The 18,045-nt window shown below is 73.0% G+C and carries 15 protein-coding genes; 4 read left to right on the forward strand and 11 right to left on the reverse strand.

The annotated features are described in order from the left end of the window. Positions 1–1,209: 1,209 nt before the first annotated feature. Positions 1,210–1,818 (reverse strand): hypothetical protein, encoded by a 609-nt coding sequence (locus ACFFHU_RS24265; protein ID WP_377342628.1) that lies wholly within the window; start codon positions 1,816–1,818, stop codon positions 1,210–1,212. A 610-nt stretch (positions 1,819–2,428) separates the two neighbouring features. Between ACFFHU_RS24265 and ACFFHU_RS24270 the strand changes: the two genes are divergently transcribed. Further along, positions 2,429–3,196, forward strand: coding sequence for a L,D-transpeptidase family protein (locus ACFFHU_RS24270; protein ID WP_377342531.1), 768 nt, complete (start codon positions 2,429–2,431; stop codon positions 3,194–3,196). Between the two features lie 126 nt (positions 3,197–3,322). Here the strand turns inward: ACFFHU_RS24270 and ACFFHU_RS24275 are convergent, their stop codons facing one another. From ACFFHU_RS24275 to ACFFHU_RS24285, 3 genes are all read right to left on the reverse strand, one after another. Beyond that, the gene (locus ACFFHU_RS24275) at positions 3,323–3,580 is read right to left on the reverse strand and encodes a hypothetical protein (protein WP_377342532.1); all 258 of its coding nucleotides are present in this window, start codon (positions 3,578–3,580) and stop codon (positions 3,323–3,325) included. Between the two features lie 29 nt (positions 3,581–3,609). Further along, a complete protein-coding gene (locus tag ACFFHU_RS24280) occupies positions 3,610–4,743 on the reverse strand; it encodes an inorganic phosphate transporter (protein ID WP_377342533.1) in 1,134 nt (377 codons plus the stop codon). Positions 4,744–4,871: 128 nt separating this feature from the next. Further along, positions 4,872–5,483, reverse strand: a complete 612-nt coding sequence (locus ACFFHU_RS24285; RefSeq protein ID WP_377342534.1) for a DinB family protein — start codon at positions 5,481–5,483, stop codon at positions 4,872–4,874. 134 nt (positions 5,484–5,617) lie between these two features. On the opposite strand from ACFFHU_RS24285, the gene ACFFHU_RS24290 reads away from it, so the two are divergent. Further along, positions 5,618–7,411: a bifunctional metallophosphatase/5'-nucleotidase gene (locus ACFFHU_RS24290; RefSeq protein ID WP_377342536.1), complete on the forward strand. Its 1,794-nt coding sequence runs from the start codon at positions 5,618–5,620 to the stop codon at positions 7,409–7,411. A 62-nt stretch (positions 7,412–7,473) separates the two neighbouring features. On the opposite strand, the gene ACFFHU_RS24295 is transcribed toward ACFFHU_RS24290, so the two are convergent. After that, positions 7,474–7,818, reverse strand: a complete 345-nt coding sequence (locus tag ACFFHU_RS24295) for a hypothetical protein (protein WP_377342537.1) — start codon at positions 7,816–7,818, stop codon at positions 7,474–7,476. Positions 7,819–8,128: 310 nt separating this feature from the next. On the opposite strand from ACFFHU_RS24295, the gene ACFFHU_RS24300 reads away from it, so the two are divergent. Further along, positions 8,129–9,520 carry an alpha/beta hydrolase family protein gene (locus tag ACFFHU_RS24300; RefSeq protein WP_377342538.1) on the forward strand — a complete coding sequence of 464 codons (1,392 nt, stop codon included), beginning with the start codon at positions 8,129–8,131 and terminating at the stop codon, positions 9,518–9,520. Positions 9,521–9,610: 90 nt separating this feature from the next. Here the strand turns inward: ACFFHU_RS24300 and ACFFHU_RS24305 are convergent, their stop codons facing one another. From ACFFHU_RS24305 to ACFFHU_RS24320, 4 genes are all read right to left on the reverse strand, one after another. Next, a complete protein-coding gene (locus ACFFHU_RS24305; protein ID WP_377342539.1) occupies positions 9,611–10,399 on the reverse strand; it encodes a hypothetical protein in 789 nt (262 codons plus the stop codon). 14 nt (positions 10,400–10,413) lie between these two features. After that, a complete protein-coding gene (locus ACFFHU_RS24310; RefSeq protein WP_377342540.1) occupies positions 10,414–12,108 on the reverse strand; it encodes a DUF4012 domain-containing protein in 1,695 nt (564 codons plus the stop codon). Positions 12,109–12,329: 221 nt separating this feature from the next. Next, positions 12,330–13,559 carry a glycosyltransferase family 4 protein gene (locus tag ACFFHU_RS24315; RefSeq protein ID WP_377342541.1) on the reverse strand — a complete coding sequence of 410 codons (1,230 nt, stop codon included), beginning with the start codon at positions 13,557–13,559 and terminating at the stop codon, positions 12,330–12,332. Beyond that, positions 13,556–15,064 (reverse strand): tyrosine-protein kinase domain-containing protein, encoded by a 1,509-nt coding sequence (locus ACFFHU_RS24320; protein ID WP_377342542.1) that lies wholly within the window; start codon positions 15,062–15,064, stop codon positions 13,556–13,558. The genes ACFFHU_RS24315 and ACFFHU_RS24320 overlap by 4 nt, the downstream gene beginning before the upstream one ends. A gap of 289 nt (positions 15,065–15,353) precedes the next feature. On the opposite strand from ACFFHU_RS24320, the gene nhaA reads away from it, so the two are divergent. Then, on the forward strand, positions 15,354–16,670 hold the full coding sequence (gene nhaA / locus ACFFHU_RS24325; protein ID WP_377342543.1) for a Na+/H+ antiporter NhaA: 1,317 nt from the start codon (positions 15,354–15,356) through the stop codon (positions 16,668–16,670). A gap of 116 nt (positions 16,671–16,786) precedes the next feature. Here the strand turns inward: nhaA and ACFFHU_RS24330 are convergent, their stop codons facing one another. Together ACFFHU_RS24330 and ACFFHU_RS24335 are read right to left on the reverse strand one after the other, a co-directional pair. Next, positions 16,787–17,023, reverse strand: a complete 237-nt coding sequence (locus ACFFHU_RS24330; protein WP_377342544.1) for a hypothetical protein — start codon at positions 17,021–17,023, stop codon at positions 16,787–16,789. A 257-nt stretch (positions 17,024–17,280) separates the two neighbouring features. Next, positions 17,281–17,868 (reverse strand): TMEM165/GDT1 family protein, encoded by a 588-nt coding sequence (locus tag ACFFHU_RS24335; protein ID WP_377342545.1) that lies wholly within the window; start codon positions 17,866–17,868, stop codon positions 17,281–17,283. Positions 17,869–18,045: the final 177 nt, after the last annotated feature.

Here is an 18,045-nt window from a genome sequence, read left to right on the forward strand (position 1 = left end):
ACTTGCCCGCGTCGGGCTTGTCGGCCGAGACCGTCTGCACCGCCGCGGCGGCGGGCTTGGCGCTGTGAGTGTCGGCGGCCATCGCGCCCGTGACCGGGCCGGCGACCAGACCACCGGCGAACGCCACACCAGCAACCGACAGAACCGTCTTACGCATCAACGTCGACTTCATGAGAACTCCTCAGGGGGTTGGGCCGTCACGCACGCATCACGGGGGGACCGCGCGCGACGACACGAAAAGAACAAGAGGGGGAAGAACCAGCCCCGCACACCACGGGGGGTGGGCGCGGGCGGAAAATCAAGATCCGCACGATGACCGGGGCCCAGCGGGGGGCGCTCCTACGGTCATCCGGACCGGGTGTAACCACGACCCGCCCGCCACCATTCCCCAACCCGGGGGTCAGGGCCGGCCACCGCGGAGGGAGGGCCGGCCACCGCGGAGGGCTCAGCGGGGGTTCGACAAGCCCGAGGCGCGGGGCGCTCGGCGGGTACTACGGCCGTGGACCCGATACAACGTCCGGGCCCCCACACCGATTCCAGCCAACCCGACAAACCGGGCAGCCCCCGAGTGCCGGCCACCACAGGCCACCACCCAACCAACCCCAAACCCGACACCCGACCCGCCCGCACCCGAACGCCCTGTTGATCGTGGATTTCTGTACCGCCTACAGCCGGTACAGAAATCCACGATCAACCCAGAGTCGGCTTGCGGCCGAGGACGGGCGGGCCGGCTCGGCTCGGACTCGGCGCCCGGTGCTGCTCCGACCGACCACCGACCACGAATCGCCCCGGGTACGCCGGATCCTGACCGAACGCGCCGTACGCGCAGGCGGCGCCCTGATCGCGCAGCGAATGCGCCACGGCGGTGAGTTCGAACTCGCGGCCCCGGTCGGGCCGTCTGGGCCGTCCGGGCCGTCCGGGCCGTCCAGGCCGTCCGGGCCGTCCAGGCCGTCCGGGCCGTCCGGGCCGTCCGACGGCGGCGGCCTGCTGGTCGCTCATCCCGGCGATCGCGTCGGGTGGGTCGGCGGATGCCAGCAGCCCGGCGGTGAGCCGTCCGCCTCGGCCGCGTCGTTGCGGGCGCAGACCGGAGGCGCGGACGCCGCTGGCCGGGCCCCATCGGTACGCGGGGCCCGGCCAGCGGTTCGTCCGGATGTTAAGAAGGGCCCCCTGCTATGCAAAAAGCGATAACAGGGGGCCCTTCCTTTCGGGTCAGCTGTTCCAGTACTGCGCCACCAGGTCGGCGGCCTGGGACTCCCACTGGGCGTAGGCGTCCGGGTAGGCCGACACCTGCACCGCCTGGGCCGCCGCGGTCAGCGGCATGTCGTGCCAGCCGCCCACGTTCTTCAGGCCGTTCAGGAACGCCGTGGTGGCGTACTGCGGGTCGGTGATCTGGTCCGGCGAGCCCCAGCCCGAGGACGGACGCTGCTGGAACAGGCCCAGCGAGTCGTGGTCGTTGGCGTCGCCCAGGTGGCCCAGGTTCTCCAACTTGGACTCCTGCATCGACGTGGCCACCGCGATGACCGCCGCCCGCTCGTCCAGGCCGTCCTTCTTGGTGGCCTCGACGATGGCCTTGGCGTTGGCCTTCTGCTCGTTGCTCAGGTCGATCCGCGACTGCGGACCCTGGGTGCCGTGCGGGATCAGCGTGGCCGTGTCGGGCGCCGACTTGTCCGCCGACACGTTCTGCACCACGGCGACCGGCTTCATGATGGGCGCCGACGTCGTGCTGGCCGTGGCGGCGCCGTGGCCACCGGCGGCCATCGCACCGGCGAAGGTCAGGCCGATCGCGGCCAGCATGCCCTTGCGCATGACCGTGTTCATGTCCAGGCTGATGCCCTTGCGGACGACCGTGTTCAGGTTGATGCCCTTACGCATGATCGTGTTCATGTCCAAGCTCCAATCGGGGGTGGACGCCGCGACCGCGGAGGTGGCACGCGGCGTGAGCACCAGCTCGTGGGCGCTCGGGGGATTCGGCCGGCCTCGGGAGCGGGGGTGCTGCACCGGCCGGGACCGTGTGTAACGACCGCGGGCCCCGCCGCATTCCGGGCGGTGCGCCGTTTTCGCTGCCCAGCAGGGGCAAGCCATCGGCCGTACGGATGTGTAACGACCGGCTGCGCGCGACCATTCCGCGTACCGGGTGCCGCCCGTCACCGGGGGACCGGACATCCCGGCCGGCCGCCCCGAATACGGCCGCCCCGGCGGCGCGGGAGCGGGGCCGAGCACCGCCGGCCGGCCCGAATGCCGGACCGGACGCGCCGTAGTCGCGGCCCGGACCGGACGCGCCGTAGTCGCGCGGCCCGGACCGGACGCGCCGTAGTCGCGCGGCCCGGACCGGACGCGCCGCACGAACAGCGCCGGAGCACGGGAGTCGGCCACGAATTGCCGAACAGGACTACCGTTCATGTTTCTGGTAGTCCTGAGGGGAGGACCGATGGGATCCAAGGTCAGAAACTCCGCGAGCCCACCCGGGTGGCGATACCGGGCCGTCGCGCTCGCGGCCGGCGGCGCCCTGCTGGCGCCCGCCGTGCCCGCCTGGGCCGGCGGACCGGTCAGCGCCGCGAACCCGGTGGCCGCGCAGGCCGCCAGCCTGATCGCGCCCACCACGGCCAAGGCCGCGTACGCGGCGGCGGCCCGGCCGACGCTGCGGCAGGGCGCCAAGGGCGCGGCCGTGGTGAGCCTGCAGCAGCGGCTCGCGGCGCTGCACTACGACACCGGCGGCGCGGACGGTACGTTCGGAGCGTCCACGTTCCACGCCGTGGTGGCGTTCCAGAAGGTCAACGGCCTCGGCCGGGACGGCATCGTGGGCCCCCGCACCTGGGCGGCGCTCGACCATCCGACCATGCCGAAGCCGCGGTACCAGCACTCCGGGTACGCAATGGAGGCCAACCTCAGCCGGCAGGTGCTCTACCTGACCCGCAACGGAGCGGTGGTGCGCATCCTGGACGCCTCCTCGGGAAAGTCCAGCACCCCCACCCCGACCGGCAACTATCACGTCACCCGCCGGATCGACGGCTGGCGGCAGAGCGCGCTCGGCCTGCTGTGGCGGCCGAACTACTTCACCGGCGGGTACGCCGTACACGGCGCCACCTCGGTGCCCAACTACCCGGCCAGCCACGGGTGCGTCCGGGTGCCGATCCCGGCCATGAACCGCCTCTGGGGGATCCTCAAGGTCGGCTACCCGGTGCACGTCTACCGCTGATCGGATCGTGCGCCGGGGAGAACCCGCCCGACGGCCCGGGCGGGAACCCCGGCCCGGCGTCCCGGGGAAGTATGCCCTGGTGGGGATGCCTCCCCGGGACGCGGCGACCGCCACGACCGGTCGATCTCACAAGAGCGTGTAGATGCCGTACCCGATGGCGACGGCGCAGATCAGGAAGCAGAGCCCGGCCAGCCCGCGGGCGGCGGCCGACGGTGCGACGGTCTCCTCGGTCCGGCCGTCGCCATCGGCGTCCATCCCGGCCGCCCCGGCGGGGGCCGCGGGAGCAATGGCCCGGACACCGACGGCGAACAGCGCCACCAGGCCCGCGCCGAGCACCAGTCCGACGACGGCCACCAGGCCGAGGTCGCCCCAGGCGATGTGCATGACGATCTCCTTTCGGTGGGCCGGCCGGCTCAGGCGGGGACCGGGGTCGGGCGGTGGGTGGCGGGCGACTCGGCGTCGTCGTTGACGTTGCCGGCGTGCACGGCGTTGCGGCGGCTCATCAGATAGATGGTCGCCGCGGCGGCCGCGGCGACCACGGCCACGATCACGGTTCCCAGCGTGCCGGTGAGGGCGAGCCGGCTGGCCAGCGCGCCGACCAGCGCCGCGGCGGGCAGGGTGACCAGCCAGGCGAGCACCATCTGACCGGCCACGCCCCAGCGCACCTCGGCCAGCCGCTTGCCCACCCCGCTGCCGAGCACGGCGCCGGAGGTGACGTGCGTGGTGGACAGGGCGTAGCCCAGGTGCGACGAGGCGAGGATGACGGTGGCCGCGCTGGCCTCGGCCGCGAAGCCCTGCTGCGGCTCGACCCTGGTCAGCCGGTGCCCGACGGTACGGATGATCCGCCACCCGCCGATGAAGGTCCCGGCCGCGATCGAGAGCCCGGCGGTGAGGATGACCCACAGCGGCGGACGGGACCCGGCCGGCAGCGAGCCGGCGGCGATCAGGGTCAGGGTGATCACGCCCATGGTCTTCTGCGCGTCGTTGGTGCCGTGCGCGAGCGAGACCAGCGAGGCCGACACAGTCTGCCCGTGCCGGAAGCCGGACTTGACGCCGCGCTGCCCGGCCCCGCGGGTGATGCGGTAGACCAGGAAGGTGCCGACCAGCGCCACCAGGCCGGCGATCAGCGGCGAGGCCACGGCCGGGATGAGCACCTTCTCCACCACGGTGGTGAAGTGCACGGCGTCGGCGCCGGCGGCGATCCAGGTGGCCCCGATGAGCCCGCCGAACAGCGCGTGCGACGAACTCGACGGCAGGCCGAGCAGCCAGGTCACCAGGTTCCACAGGATGGCGCCGACGAGGCCGCCGAAGATGACCGCCGGCGTGATGGCCTTCTCGTCGACGATCCCGCTGGAGATCGTCTTGGCCACCTGAACCGAGATGAACGCGCCGACCAGGTTGAGCACGGCCGAGATGGCCACCGCCACCCGGGGCCGCAGGGCGCCAGTAGCGATCGAGGTCGCCATGGCGTTCGCGGTGTCGTGGAAGCCGTTGGTGAAGTCGAAGGCCAGCGCGGTCACGATGACCGCGATGACGATGAGGTCCATCGTCTCCTCCTGAGCGTGAGGGGTCAGGTCCCGAAGGTCTCCCGGCGCCGCGGCCCGGACACCGGATCGCGGGTGACCGCCGGATGAACATCTGACGGACGGCCGCAGCGAGGACCGCGCCGGTGTCGTCAGCGCGCGGCGTAGAGGTCGCGGAGTAGGCAGATCTCGCCGCCGTGGTGCATGGTCTCCCGGGCGACGTGCAGCACCAGCGCGGCCATCGGCTCGTCGGCGTACGGGCCGCCCAGCGGTCCGACCGGCGCGGCGAGCCGGGCGTCGTCGAGGCCGGCCACGCCCCCCTGCCAACGCCGGAATGACGACTCCAGCAGGTCCAGCGCTCCGGCAGCGCCGCCCGGGAGAACCGGCACGTGTCGGGGGTCGAACATGTCGGCGCCGGACGGGTTTTCCCCGAAGAAGGTAGCGGCCCGGGTGGCGAGATTGTGCGCGCCGATGTGAGCCAGCCGCCAGGCGATGGTGGGGACTCCGCCCGGCGGCGCCTCCTCCAGCGCGTGCGTCCCGTCCGGGCCGCGTCGTACGGAGGCGGAGCGGGGGGCCGGTTCCCAGGCGTACTCGGAGTCGGTGAGGCCGGTCAGTCGCGGCCACAGGTGAGCCTGCCAGTAGAAGTCCAACTGTTCGACGAGAAGTCGGGACCAGGTGTGGGACAACGGTCGTACCTCCGGTGGACGGCGCGGCGCCGCCCGGCGGCGGACCGCGAGCCCGGGCGGCCGGTCGTACGCCAGCATCCCGTAACCGGCGGATGGCCGCCGGCCCAACGGGCGGCCAACCGCGCCGGGGTGGTCTTCCCTCCCCCGGCGTTGCTGGTTAGGGTGCCGTGCGGTGCCCACGAGGCGCCGTGACCCGTCCCGAAAGGCTCCTCATGACCACACCCTCCGGCACCTCCCGCCGCCAGATGCTCGCCGTCGCGGCCGCCGCCGCGACCGCCCCGCTGATGGCCGCCGGCCCGGCCGAGGCGCACCGGCCGTCCGGACCGCGCACCTGGACCCTCACGGTGCTCGGCACCTCGGACACCCACGGCAACGTCTACAACTGGGACTACTACAAGGACGCCGAGTTCGACGACGCCAAGCACAACGACGTCGGCCTGGCCAAGGTGGCCACGCTGATCAAGCAGATCCGCGCCGAGCGGCACCACAAGGGCACGCTGGTGCTGGACGCCGGCGACACCATCCAGGGCACGCCGCTGACGACGTACTACGCCAAGCAGGAGCCGATCACCCAGACCGGCGAGCGGCACCCGATGGCCCGGGCCATGAACGTCATCGACTACGACGCCGTCACGCTGGGCAACCACGAGTTCAACTACGGCCTGCCGCTGCTGGACCTGTGGATCCGTCAGCTCGGCTTCCCGGCGCTGGCCGCGAACGCCATCAACGCGGCCACCGGCAAGCCGGCCTTCCTGCCGTACGTCATCAAGGATGTCGACCTGGGCTTCGGCGCCCCCCGCCTGCGGGTCGGCATCCTCGGCCTGACCAACCCGGGCGTGGCCATCTGGGACAAGGGCAACGTCGAGGGCAAGCTGCGGTTCGACGACATGATCGCCACGGCGGCCAAGTACGTGCCGATCATGCGCGCCCGCGGCGCCGACATCGTGGTGCTGTCGGCGCACGGCGGCGACAGCGGCACCTCCAGCTACGGCTCGGAGCTGCCGATCGAGAACCCGACGGCGCTGATCGCCCAGCAGGTGCCGGGCATCGACGCGATCCTGTTCGGGCACGCGCACCTGGAGATCGCGGAGAAGTTCGTCGTCAACACCGAGACCGGCGAGCAGGTGCTCACCTCGGAGCCGTCCAAGTGGGGCGAGCGGCTGACCAGGATGGACTTCACGCTGAGCCGCGAGGGCGGCCGGTGGAAGGTCACCGACAAGCACGCCACGATGCTGAACACCAACACCGTGGTCGAGGACCCGCGGGTGGTGGCCGCGGTGCGCGCTCAGCACAACAAGACCGTCGCGTACGTCAACCAGGTGGTGGCCACCTCGGTGACCGAGCTGGCCGCCGCGGAGTCCTTCTACAAGGACACCCCGATCCTCGACTACATCAACAAGGTGCAGACCGACACGGTCAGCGCGGCCCTGGCCGGCGGCCAGTACGGCAACCTGCCGGTGCTGTCGATCGCCGCGCCGTTCAGCCGGGACGCCGTGTTCCCGGCCGGCCAGGTGAAGATCAAGGACGTGGCCGGGCTCTACATCTACGACAACACCCTCGAGGCGGTCGTGCTCAGCGGCGCCGAGGTGAAGGCGTACCTGGAGTACTCGGCCAAGTTCTACCTGACCTTCGCCCCCGGTGTGCCGGTCGACCCGCAGCACATCAAGGACGAGAACGTTCCGGACTACAACTACGACACCATGTCCGGGGTCGACTACGACATCGACATCAGCAAGCCGGTGGGCCAGCGGATCACCAGGCTGACCCACCCGGGCACCGACACGCCGGTCGGGGCCGACGAGCAGTTCGTGGTGGCGGTGAACAACTACCGGCGCAGCGGCGGCGGCAACTTCCCGGGCATCGTAAAGACCCAGATCTACAACCAGCAGCAGGAGATCCGCCAGCTGCTGATCGACTGGGCGCAGGCCAAGGGCGTCATCGACCCGAAGGACTTCTTCGAGCCCAACTGGCGGCTCGTCCGGGAGGGCGTCCCGGTCTTCGCCTGAGATGAAAGGAAGGGCCCCTTGTTATCGCTTTTTGTATAACAAGGGGCCCTTCCTAACGCCGGTCAGGCGGGCGACTCCTCGGCCACCATGCCGCGGTAGCCGCGCAACCGGCGGGCGGTCCGCTCGGCGACCAGCGCGGCCAACAGCATGCAGGCGCCGCCGGCGGCCAGCACCGCGCCCAGCCCCGGGTCGTCGGTCCAGACCGCCACTCCCACGGCCACCGCGGCCGAGACCAGCAGCAGCCAGCGGCGCAACCGCCACCGGTGCAGCCACTCCCGGAGCAGGACGTCGACGCGCGCGTCCGTGGTGCGCCCGTCCCGCAACGCGCCTCGGACCAGATCCCTGGTCCGCACGTCACCGCCGGCAATCATCGACCAGCCGGCCCGGTGGTACGCCGGATCGTCCATCCGCCCTCCCCTATGTCGGGGCGACCCATACCCCGGTTCCGGTCGGCGTACACCTGGGTCCCGGGAGCGCCCGCCGGTATCGCCCGGCGATCCGGGTCGCGGGGACCGGCCGGGCGATACGCGCGGGGATCCGCCGGCGATCCGGGTCGCGGGGACCGGCCGGGCGATCCCCGGCCGCCGGGCACCGGGTGGTTGAGCGGTCAGTCAGCCCATTGACACGCGTCGGCGGCCGGTCCTACGTTGCGATCAGCTACCGGCCGGTAGGTAGGCGTCGGGCCGACCCCATCCCGGCGGCGGAGGGGACGTACCGATGCGCAACCAGCCCAGCCACCCGCTCCGCCGGCTCGTCGCCGCGGCCGTGCGCCGGTCGCGCCTGGTCGCGGCCGGAACCGGCCTGATCCTCGCACTCGGGCTGCCGATGCCGGCGGCGGCCGACCCCGGTGACGCCGGCGACCAGCCGCTGCCCGGCTACACCGTCAGCATTCCGCCGCTGGCGCCGGCCGTCGTGGACGGCCGGCCGAGCAGCGTGCGCAGCGGGGTGCACGCGCACGCCGGCTACCTCATCGAGGTCCCGCCGCGCTGGAACGGCGACCTGGTGCTGTGGGCGCACGGCTACCGCGGCCTGGGCACGGTCCTCTCCCCGGAGGCGCCGGGCTTCGACCTGCGCCAGCGACTGCTCAACCAGGGGTACGCCTGGGCGTCCTCGTCGTACTACGACAACGGCTTCGACATCCGGGCCGGAGTGCTCGGCACCCAAGACCTCGCCGGCGTCTTCGGCCGCGCGGTGGGCCGGCCGCACCGGGTCCTGCTCGCGGGCGTCTCGATGGGCGGGTACGTCATCGGCCGGTCGCTGGAGGAGTACCCCGGCTTCTACGCCGGCGCCCTGCCGATGTGCGGGGTCCTCGGCGACCAGCGCCTGCTCGACTTCTACCTCGACTACAACCTGGTGGCGCAGGACCTCGCGGGCGTGTCCGCCTATCCCCTGCCGGCCGACTACATGACCGCGGTCGTACCAGGGATCGAGCGCACGCTCGGGCTCGCCGGCCTGACGCCGGGCGGCCCGGACACCACCACCGACCGCGGCCGGCAGCTGCGGGCAATCACCATCAACCGGTCCGGCGGACCGCGCCCCGGCGCGGAGGCGGCGTTCGCGGTGTGGAAGGACTTCCTGTTCTCGATCGCCACCACCGACGGCGGCGACTCACCCGCGCAGCGGCCGGGGCAGTTGGCCACCAACGTGCTCACCCGGTATCGCCCGGACGCCCCGGCGCCGGTGAACGCCACGGTGCGCCGGGTGCTCCCGGAGAACCTGTGGCAGCGGCTGTCCCCGGGGCTCACCCAGGTGCCGCGGATCTCCGGCCGGCCGGGCGCTCCCGTGCTGTCCCTGCACGACCTGGGCGACCTGTTCGTGCCGTTCGGGATGGAGCAGGACTACCGCGCCGACGTCATCCGCAACCGGCAGGGCCGGTTCCTGGTGCAACGCGCCGTCCGGGCCGCGCAGCACTGCGAGTTCAGCCCCGCCGAGGTGGGCGCCGCGTGGGACGACCTGGCCCGATGGGTACGGGACGGCATCCGGCCCGCCGGCGACGACGTGTCCGACCCGCGGGTGGTGGCGTCCGCCGGGTACGGCTGCCGGTTCAGCGATCCCGCCGCGTACGCCGCGGGCGGCGGCACCCGGCGGCTCTTCCCGGCCTGCCCTTGAGCGTCCGGCCGCGGGCGCGCCGACGCCCGGCCCGACCCACCATTGTCGGTGGGCCGGGCCCGGCGTCTGGATGTCGGCGCAGGGAAGGCGTCAGCCGACCCGGGCGCCCGTCCGGCCCCGCCGGCGTCGCAGCACGACGGTCAGCAGAATCAACAGCGCGCCGAGCACCACCGCCGCGACCCCGAAGGTGAGCTGCGGCACGATGCTGCCGCCGGTGACCGGCAACGGGGAGCCGGAGCCGGCGCCGCGCGGGAAGATGGTCAGCACCAGGCTGGCGGTGTCACCGGTCCGCAGCCCGGTCGCGGTGACCTGGATGCTGCCGGTCCGGCAGATCCGGACCACCGTGGTGAAGTGACCGTCGCCGTCGGCCCGCACGGTGATGGGCCGCGGCAGCCGGTGGGAGCCCCGGCAGTAGCCACCGTCGCCGGTGTTGGTCGGCGACGGGGACGGCGAGTGGTGCGTCCGCGTCGGCCAGGGCCACGGCGAGTGGCGCCCGTCGCCGGGCCCGTCTGCCAGCGGCGCCATCGCGCCCACGCCGCCGTTGGCCGGCGGGGCCGGCGCCACGGCCGGAGCGGCCGGACCGGCCGGACCGGCCGCGGTGGGCAGCACCGAGAAGGTCAGCCGCACCAGCTCGTTGGCGCCGAAGTTGTTGCCCACGATGGTCACCGGGTCACCGGCGAGGACGGTCGGGTCCGGGCTGGTCAGCGACGGCTCGGTGGGCGGGTACGCCGGCGGCTGCGGCGTGACGGTGGCCGGCGGCGTCGTCGGCGTCGGCTCGCTGGGCTGCGGCGTGAAAGGCTGAGCAGCCCCCGCCGCGGTCGGGACACCCCAGAGGGCGACCCCGGCGGTGATCGCGATCATGATGCGGGAAAGCCGCATGGCAGATCCTTTCTTCACTGGTTGCATGGTGGCGCGGAACTGATCGAGGTGGTCCACGGCGTGACGCCCGGGGTGAGCCAGAGGTCGGGCCTACCGGTGGCGGTGGGTGGGGCGGAGACGGTGACCTCCAGGGTCCGGGACTGGCCGGGCCGCAGGTCCACGGCGGCGATGCCGACTTGGCGGCGACGTTCCCGCCCGCTGCCGATCGCGACGCGTCGGCCGTCCAGCGCGGCCGAGAGCACGCTGCCGCCCGCCGGGCTGTAGACGGCCACCAGGGTGCGGGCGGTGTAGCCGGGGATGGCCGAGGCCTTCGTGAATCCGAAGCCGAGGACCGACTCGGACAATCCGGTGTGCGGCGCGGTCGAGGCGAGGGTGACCCGTACGGCGTACTCCCGCCGGCCGCCCGGCTCGCAGGCGCCGGCCGTCAGCTTCGCCGTGCCCACCAGGTAGTAGCCGAGCTTGGCGCCGGTGCCGTCGTTGAGGAAGACGCCGACGGTCGGCCGGGTCTCCTGGTCGGGCAGGACGCCGCCCAGCCGGGTGTCCACCACCTCGGCCTGCTCGTCCGGATGTGCGCTCCAGAACAGCAGCCGCCGCTCGGCCAGGACGCTGCCGAGCGCCGTGGCCACCGCCGGCAGATTCACCGGACGGGTGAGCAGCGCGTCGAACACGGCCTTGGCGGAGCGGGCGTAGTACTCGTCCTGCTGGACCGGGGTGGCCCGGCGGTAGACGTCGGCGAGCAGCGTCCGCACGGCGGTGGCGCTGGTCAGCGTCCCGCCGCCCGGCACGGTCACCGGGCCGACGGCGCGGAGAAGATAGGCCAGCGCCACCGGGTCGGTGGCCAGCACGCCGTCCACCGACTCCCCGGTGCGCAGCCGGTACATCTCGCGGTAGCGCGCGGCCGCTGCGGAGAAGTCGGGGCTGAGGTTCACGTCGGCCGCATAGATGCCGGGCAGGTCGCCGTACAGGTTGCGCAGGTCCCGGTCCACCGGAAGGGCGAACAGCCCCATTCCGGTCGCGCTGCCCTGGTCCGTGATCCGGATCCGGCCGTTCGCCACCCGGATCACCGCGTACGCGCCAATCATCCCGCCGGTGGCCCGCAGCTCGGCGGGGTTCTGGAAGGCCAGCAGGTAGCTGCGCTGCCCCGCGCCGCCGAGCAGCCGCGGCAGCAGCGTGCCGGCGCGATGGGCCGCGGAGGTGAGCCGGGCCAGCTGGTCGAGCGTGCTCCGCAGCTGGCCGACGGCGTCGCCGACCGGCCGCACCAGGTGGGCGGTCGGCGGGTTGAAGGCGGCCCGGACGCGCTGCGCGGCCACGTCGGCCTCGCCCAGCGGGGCGCTCGCCCGGCGCAGCGCCGACGGGTCGATCCGGCCGTTCCGGGGGGCCAGCGAGGCCACGTCCACGGCCAGCAACCGGGGAAACACCTGCCGGGCGATGTCGTCGACCGCCGCGGCAATCTCGTGGGTGGCGGCCAGGTTGTTGCCGGCGTACGGGGTATGGGCCGCCGCCCACCACACCGGGTCGGTGGAGCTTGTCCGTGCCGCCGCTGCCTGCTGCTGCAACGCGTCGAGGGTGCGCCGGGCCTGGGGAACGTTCTCCGCGGCGATCTGCTCGGCGAGGGCGCGGGCCAGTCCGACGGCGTTGGTCAGGTGACCGCGGGTCTGCCACACCCGGCCGCCCACCCAACCGGCCGTGAGCAGGAGAAGCGCGCCCACCACCAGCGCCGTCAGGAGGGTCCGCCGGAACGATGCCCGGCGTCGCCATCCCCTGACCGGTCGGACCAGGCTCCTCACGGCAATCACCGGCGAATAACCCCCAGATCAACTAATTCGGTCTTACGTGCTATTACCTCCGAATCTGTATAGCACGCCGATTAGTTGTCTGATGCCGACTAGGAGCATGTTGACACGCGAAAGGGCCTAAAGTGCCCAAACCGCTATCGGACCGCGGCCGCCTCGGCCAACATCTGCTCGATCTGATCCACCCCGGCCCGCAGCGACATCCGCCGTAGGTAGCTCTCCCGGGCGCGTTGACCCATCTGGGTCCGGGCCCCGGAGGGGATGGCGGCGGCCAGGGCGAACCGATCGGCCAACGCACGCCAGTCCTCCGGCGCGCAGGACAGCCCAGCCCGCGCCGTTTCCACGAAGTCCGCCGTGTCCCCGTTGGCGGAGGCCACCACCGGCGAACCGCTCGACAGGGCCGCCTGAAGCTTGGCGGGCACCATCCCGCGCAGCACCGGGGCGTCCCGCATGAGCACCAGCTGATAGTCGGCGGCGTGATAGAGCGCGGCCATTTCCCCGGCCGGACGCTGACCGATGAACCGGACGTTGGTGGCCCCCAGGTCCGCGACGAGCCGGCGGGCCTGTTTCTCCCCCGGACCGGAGCCGACCAGCACGAGATCCAGCATGGACCGCGCGTCGGCGGCCGCCCTGATGGCGGTCTCCACCCGCTGGTTCGGCCCGATCGTCCCGGCGTGCATGACGGTGCACCGGTCCCGGTGCCCGATCGCCGCCCGCGCCTCCCGGCTCGGCAGAGCCGGCGCGAAGATGCGCTCGTCGGTCCAGTTGAGGACCAGCCGCACCCGGTCCGGATGGGCGCCCCGGCACACCAGCAGGTCGCGCATGGACGGCGCGCTCACCGCGATGCCGTGCACGGTCTCGTAGACCCGGCGCAGGGCGCCGGCCAGACCGCCGAACAGCAGCCGCCCGCTGGCCCCGCCGACACTCACCGGTGGGGTGGGCGCGACGCGCGGCCATACGTCCTGCACGTGCAGCACCGTGGGCACCCGACGGATCAGCCGCAGCAGGGCGCCGGCCGCCATCGCCGTGGCCGGCGCGTCGTAGACGTACAGCGCGTCGATGCCGGCCAGGTATCGCGGCGCGGTCATCGAGGTGGCGGCGGCGAAGCTGAGGTAGCTGGCCATCCGCCGGATGGAGGAGCCGTCGTGGCTCGGCAGTCGTGGTACGCGCCGGACGGTGAGGCCGCCGCTGGTGCTCTCCTCCCCCCAGCGCTGGTGGTAGCCGGGGTAGAGCCGGCCGGTGGGATCGACCGGAAAGCCGGTGAGCACCCGCACCTCGTGGCCGCGCTCGGCCAGCTCCTCGGCCAGGCTGCCGGGGATGAACGCCGGTTCCGGCGGATAGACGTAGCTCAGGATGCCGATCTTCATCGCGGAATCCGGTCGATCTCCGCGGTGGCGTCGCCGGCCGACGGCGCGGCCGCGGCCTCGCTCGGCCCCGCCTGCGCCGGCGCGGCCTGGGCCGGCGCGGCCTGGGTCAGCGCGGCCGTCCTTGATCCGTCGCGCAGTCCGTGCCGGCTGCCGGAGCCGCCGCTGCGGTAGGCGTAGTACTCCGCGGTGGTGTCCCGGCTCATCTTGGTCATGTTGAGCGCACAGCCCAGCAGCCGGGCATCGACCCGGCGCAGCGCCTCGACCGCGGCGGTGAGCTGGTCCGCCTGCGTACGGCCCTGCCGGGTGACCAGCAACGCCCCGTCGACCTGCACCGACACCACGACCCCGTCGGTGACCGCGAGCAGCGGCGCCGTGTCGATCACAACGATGTCGGCGAGATCCCGCACGACCCCGAGCAGGTCGGCCATGGCCTTGGACCCGAGCAGTTCGCTGGGGTTGGGCGGGATCGTCCCGGCCGGCAGGACGAGCAGGGACGTGTCGCGCCAGGACTGGAGCGTGGCGCCCAGCTCGGCCTCGCCGAGCAGCACGTTGGTCAGCCCCGTCCCGCCATCCAGGCCGAGATAGTCGGCGACCTGGGGGCGGCGCAGGTCGGCGTCCACGAGCAGCACTCGCCAGCCCGCCTCGACGAGCGCGATGGCCAGGTTGCACGCGGTGGTGGACTTGCCCTCACCCTTCACGGCGCTGGTCACCGCGATCACCCGGGCCGGCTCCTGCAGGTCCACGAAGCGCAGGTTGGTCCGCAGATTGCGCATCGACTCGGCCCGCGGTGAGCGGCCGGCGCCGCCGGTGATCAGCCGCGACCGGCGGATCTCCCGGTCGTACGGGATCTGTGCCAGCAGCGGGGCGCCGGTGAGCCGCGCGAGCGTGCCACCGTCCCGGACCGCGGAGTCGGACATGCCGCGCAGCAGCGCGATCCCGACACCGACGATCAGGCCCAGCAGGCCACCGAGGCCGAGGTTGCGCGCCGGCCGCGGCGACACCGGACCGGGGCTGACCCGAGGACCGTTCACCACTTCCAGCTTGACCAGCGGATCCTTGTCGCCCGGCCGGGTCTCGATGTCCGTCACGAGCTTGCGGAACTCCGTCGAGACGGCCTCGGCGAGCCGGAGGCACCGCGCCTGGTCGGTGTCCGTGATGGTGGAGTCCAGCAGCACCGTGTCGGTACGCGGCTTCGCCGTGATCCGGGCCTGGATCTCCCGGGCCGTGAGCCCGAGGTCGCCCTCCGCGGCGACCGACTGGGCCAGGCGGTCGCTGGTGAGCAGGTCCGAGTACGACTTCACGCGCTGTTGCAGGAAGAGGCTGCCCTGGTAGGCGCCAACGATTCCCTGCTCGTTCGGAGACAGCACGAAGTAGGTCGTGGTCGCGGCGTACTTCGGTGCGGTCCGCACCGTCACGAGGCCGGCGAGACCGAGCGCGATGATGATCGAGATGAGAACGATCCACCACCGCCGGCGCACCAGGCGCAGCTGGCTCTGCAAGTTCATGAAGCCTAGTCCTCCCCTCTGTAGCCGACTAACTCCGGCGGGCGCCAAAAGGTCGCTCGATCGGCCCGAATTGGTGCAGCCGGAACCGGAGCCGGTGGGCCGGACGGAGCTTTAACCGAATGTAGAGGATCAGATGCGGGCAGTTACCGCATTCGCCGCGATCCGGGCGTGGCACCTAACTTGATCAAGGGAGGATGCCCGCTCCGGCCCTGGTAGCCTGGTCACTGGTGTGCCGGGAAGCCTGGTCGGCGAGACGAAACGACCGACCCGCGATCCCTGGAGCCACCTGGTGACACCACCCCCGCGCCGCACCCGCGCGCGCCGCCTCTTCGCGTCATCGTCCTGGCCGGAGGCCCGGTACCTGGCCGCCGTGCTGCGCACCGAGACGGTTGGCGGCGCGCTCCTGCTGGCCGGTGCCGCCATCGCGCTCGGCTGGGCCAACACGCCCTGGTCCGACTCGTACCTCCGGCTGGCCCGGCACGTCCCGTGGCCCGGCGGCCACGCCCTGCACCTCGACCTGACGCTGTCGGCCTGGGCGGCCGACGGGCTGCTGGCGATCTTCTTCTTCGTGGTGGGGCTCGAACTCAAGCGGGAGCTGGTCGCCGGCGACCTGCGCAACCCGCGCCAGGCGGTGCTGCCCATGGTCGCCGCCGTCGGCGGAATGCTCGTCCCGGCGCTGATCTACACCGGGATCAACCTGTCCACCGCGCGGGGCGCTCCGCAGGGCTGGGCCGTGCCGACCGCCACCGACATCGCCTTCGCGCTGGCGGTGCTGGCCCTGGTGAACTCGCACCTGCCGCAGGGGCTGCGGGCCTTCCTGCTCACCATGGCGGTGATGGACGACCTGTTCGCCATCGTCATCATCGCCGTGTTCTACACCGAGCACCTGAGCCCGCTGCCGCTGCTGGCCGCCGTCGTACCGATCGCCGCGTTCGCGCTGCTGCTGCGCGCCGGCCGGACCCACTGGTGGGCCCTGCTGCCGCTGGGCCTGCTGGCCTGGGCGTTCGTGCACGCCTCCGGCGTGCACGCGACCGTGGCCGGAGTGCTGCTCGGGTTCGTGGTTCCGGTGCGGGGACGCGCCGGAGGCCAGCCGGGGCCGGCCGAGCGGTTGGAGCACCGGTGGCGGCCGATCTCGGCGGGCGTGGCCGTGCCGGTGTTCGCGTTCTTCGCCGCCGGCGTGTCGCTGCGCGGGGTCGATCCCGGACGGCTGCTCGGCGACCCGGTGACGCTCGGGATCGTGGCCGGCCTCGTGCTCGGCAAGGCGGCCGGGCTGTTCGGCTCGACCTACCTGGTGGCCCGGTGGACCCGCGCGGAACTGGACGAGGACCTCAGCTGGGCCGACCTGTTCGGCGTGGCGCTGCTCGGCGGGATCGGCTTCACCGTCGCGCTTCTGCTCGGCGGCCTGGCCTTCGGCGTCGGCACGGAACAGGACGAACACGCCAAGGCCGCCGTGCTGCTCGGCTCCGCGCTCTCGGCCGGGCTGGCCGCCGCGGTGCTACGCCGCCGCAACGCCACGTACCGTCGAGGGTCCGGTGGGCTCGGCCGGGACGCCGGCGCCGAGGGCGCCCGGCACGGCGGACGGGTCGTCCCGGACCACGCGACGTGACACCGGGCGGGCGCTGACCGCGAGCGCGGCGTACGCGCGCTGACCACGAGCGCGGCGCGCGTACGCGCGCTGACCGGACGCGCGGCGCGGGTACGCGCGCCGGACGCGCGGCCGGGTCAGTGCCGGGCGGACCGGTGGTCCGGCCGGTCCCGGCCGGCCGACCCGGCGGCGTCCGCCCGGTCCTCATCGAGGCCGTCCGGCAGCGCCTCGCTGAACTCCGCGGTCAAATCGTCGCCGGGCACCGCCACCCGCTCGGCCTCGTCCCGCGCGTCCGGCCGGCCCCGGGCCGGCGGCTCCGGCGCGGTCGTCTCGCCCGCGAACCCGTACTCGTTCGGCTCATCGTGCCTGGCCATCCGTCGCTCCTTGATCTCGCACGCCCCAACGACGCCACCGGACGCCCGGACCGGACGCCCGCGGCGATCCGGCCGCGACCGGGCCGCCGCGGCGCCGCTGACCGGCGTCCGGACGGCCCGGCGTCCGGACCGCGACCGCCGTACGGCCGGGCCACCCTGACGCGACGCGGGACGAATCCGGCAGTCCGGGTGCTCTACCCGCTCGATGGGCCGATCAATCCGGCCGGCGAACGACCGCCGGCGGCCGGCCGCCGAGCTCAGGTCAGCTCGCGTACGGCGTCCAGGATCAGCCACAGACCGCCGATCGCGAACAGGATGGCCGCGCCGTACTTGATCGTCCGTTCCGGCAGCCGTCGGCCGAGGATCCGGCCCACGATGATCGCCAGCGCGTCGGCGGCCACCATGCCGACGGTCGAGCCGAGCCAGGTGCCGAACCAGCCGTACCGGGTGGCCAGGGTGATCGTGGCCAGCATCGTCTTGTCGCCGAGCTCGGCCAGGAAGAACGCCACCGAGACGGCCACGATCGCGGACCGGTTGCTGCGCTCGGCCTTGCCGCGCTCCTCCTCGGTCAGCTTGTCGCCGCGCAGGGTCCAGGCGCCGAAGCCGAGGAAGGCGATCCCGGCGAGCAGGGCGATCCAGGCGGTGGGCAGTGCCGTGCCGATGCCGGCGCCCACGGCGACCGAGACCAGGTGCACCAGGGCCGTGGCGACGGTGATCCCGATCAGCACCGGCAGCGGCCGAAACCGGGTGGCGAAGGTCAGTGCCATCAGTTGGGACTTGTCGCCCAACTCGGCCACGAAGATCACTCCGAAGCTGACCGCGAGCGCCGCAAGAAAACCGTCCACGTATCCCCTCCCGCAATGAGCTGGGCCGGGGCATGGGCGGCCTCGACCCGGCTGTCCAACAGCCTGAGTCGAAGGTCTCGCCCGCCACGTCGGAACGTGGCCGCGTGGCCGGGCACGTTCGCCCGGAATCCGGACGCGGCGTGCCAGTATGTCGACCACGACGTTGGGAGCTACTCC

This window comes from Plantactinospora siamensis (genome assembly GCF_042434095.1).
GTDB lineage: Bacteria > Actinomycetota > Actinomycetes > Mycobacteriales > Micromonosporaceae > KBS50.

Coding starts and splice junctions, on each gene's coding strand:
- ACFFHU_RS24265 (WP_377342628.1), bottom strand. CDS start 1,818: ATGAACACGGTCATGCGCAAGGGCATGCTGGCCGCGATCGGCCTGACC.
- ACFFHU_RS24270 (WP_377342531.1), top strand. CDS start 2,429: ATGGGATCCAAGGTCAGAAACTCCGCGAGCCCACCCGGGTGGCGATAC.
- ACFFHU_RS24275 (WP_377342532.1), bottom strand. CDS start 3,580: ATGCACATCGCCTGGGGCGACCTCGGCCTGGTGGCCGTCGTCGGACTG.
- ACFFHU_RS24280 (WP_377342533.1), bottom strand. CDS start 4,743: ATGGACCTCATCGTCATCGCGGTCATCGTGACCGCGCTGGCCTTCGAC.
- ACFFHU_RS24285 (WP_377342534.1), bottom strand. CDS start 5,483: ATGCTGGCGTACGACCGGCCGCCCGGGCTCGCGGTCCGCCGCCGGGCG.
- ACFFHU_RS24290 (WP_377342536.1), top strand. CDS start 5,618: ATGACCACACCCTCCGGCACCTCCCGCCGCCAGATGCTCGCCGTCGCG.
- ACFFHU_RS24295 (WP_377342537.1), bottom strand. CDS start 7,818: ATGGACGATCCGGCGTACCACCGGGCCGGCTGGTCGATGATTGCCGGC.
- ACFFHU_RS24300 (WP_377342538.1), top strand. CDS start 8,129: ATGCGCAACCAGCCCAGCCACCCGCTCCGCCGGCTCGTCGCCGCGGCC.
- ACFFHU_RS24305 (WP_377342539.1), bottom strand. CDS start 10,399: ATGCGGCTTTCCCGCATCATGATCGCGATCACCGCCGGGGTCGCCCTC.
- ACFFHU_RS24315 (WP_377342541.1), bottom strand. CDS start 13,559: ATGAAGATCGGCATCCTGAGCTACGTCTATCCGCCGGAACCGGCGTTC.
- ACFFHU_RS24320 (WP_377342542.1), bottom strand. CDS start 15,064: ATGAACTTGCAGAGCCAGCTGCGCCTGGTGCGCCGGCGGTGGTGGATC.
- ACFFHU_RS24330 (WP_377342544.1), bottom strand. CDS start 17,023: ATGGCCAGGCACGATGAGCCGAACGAGTACGGGTTCGCGGGCGAGACG.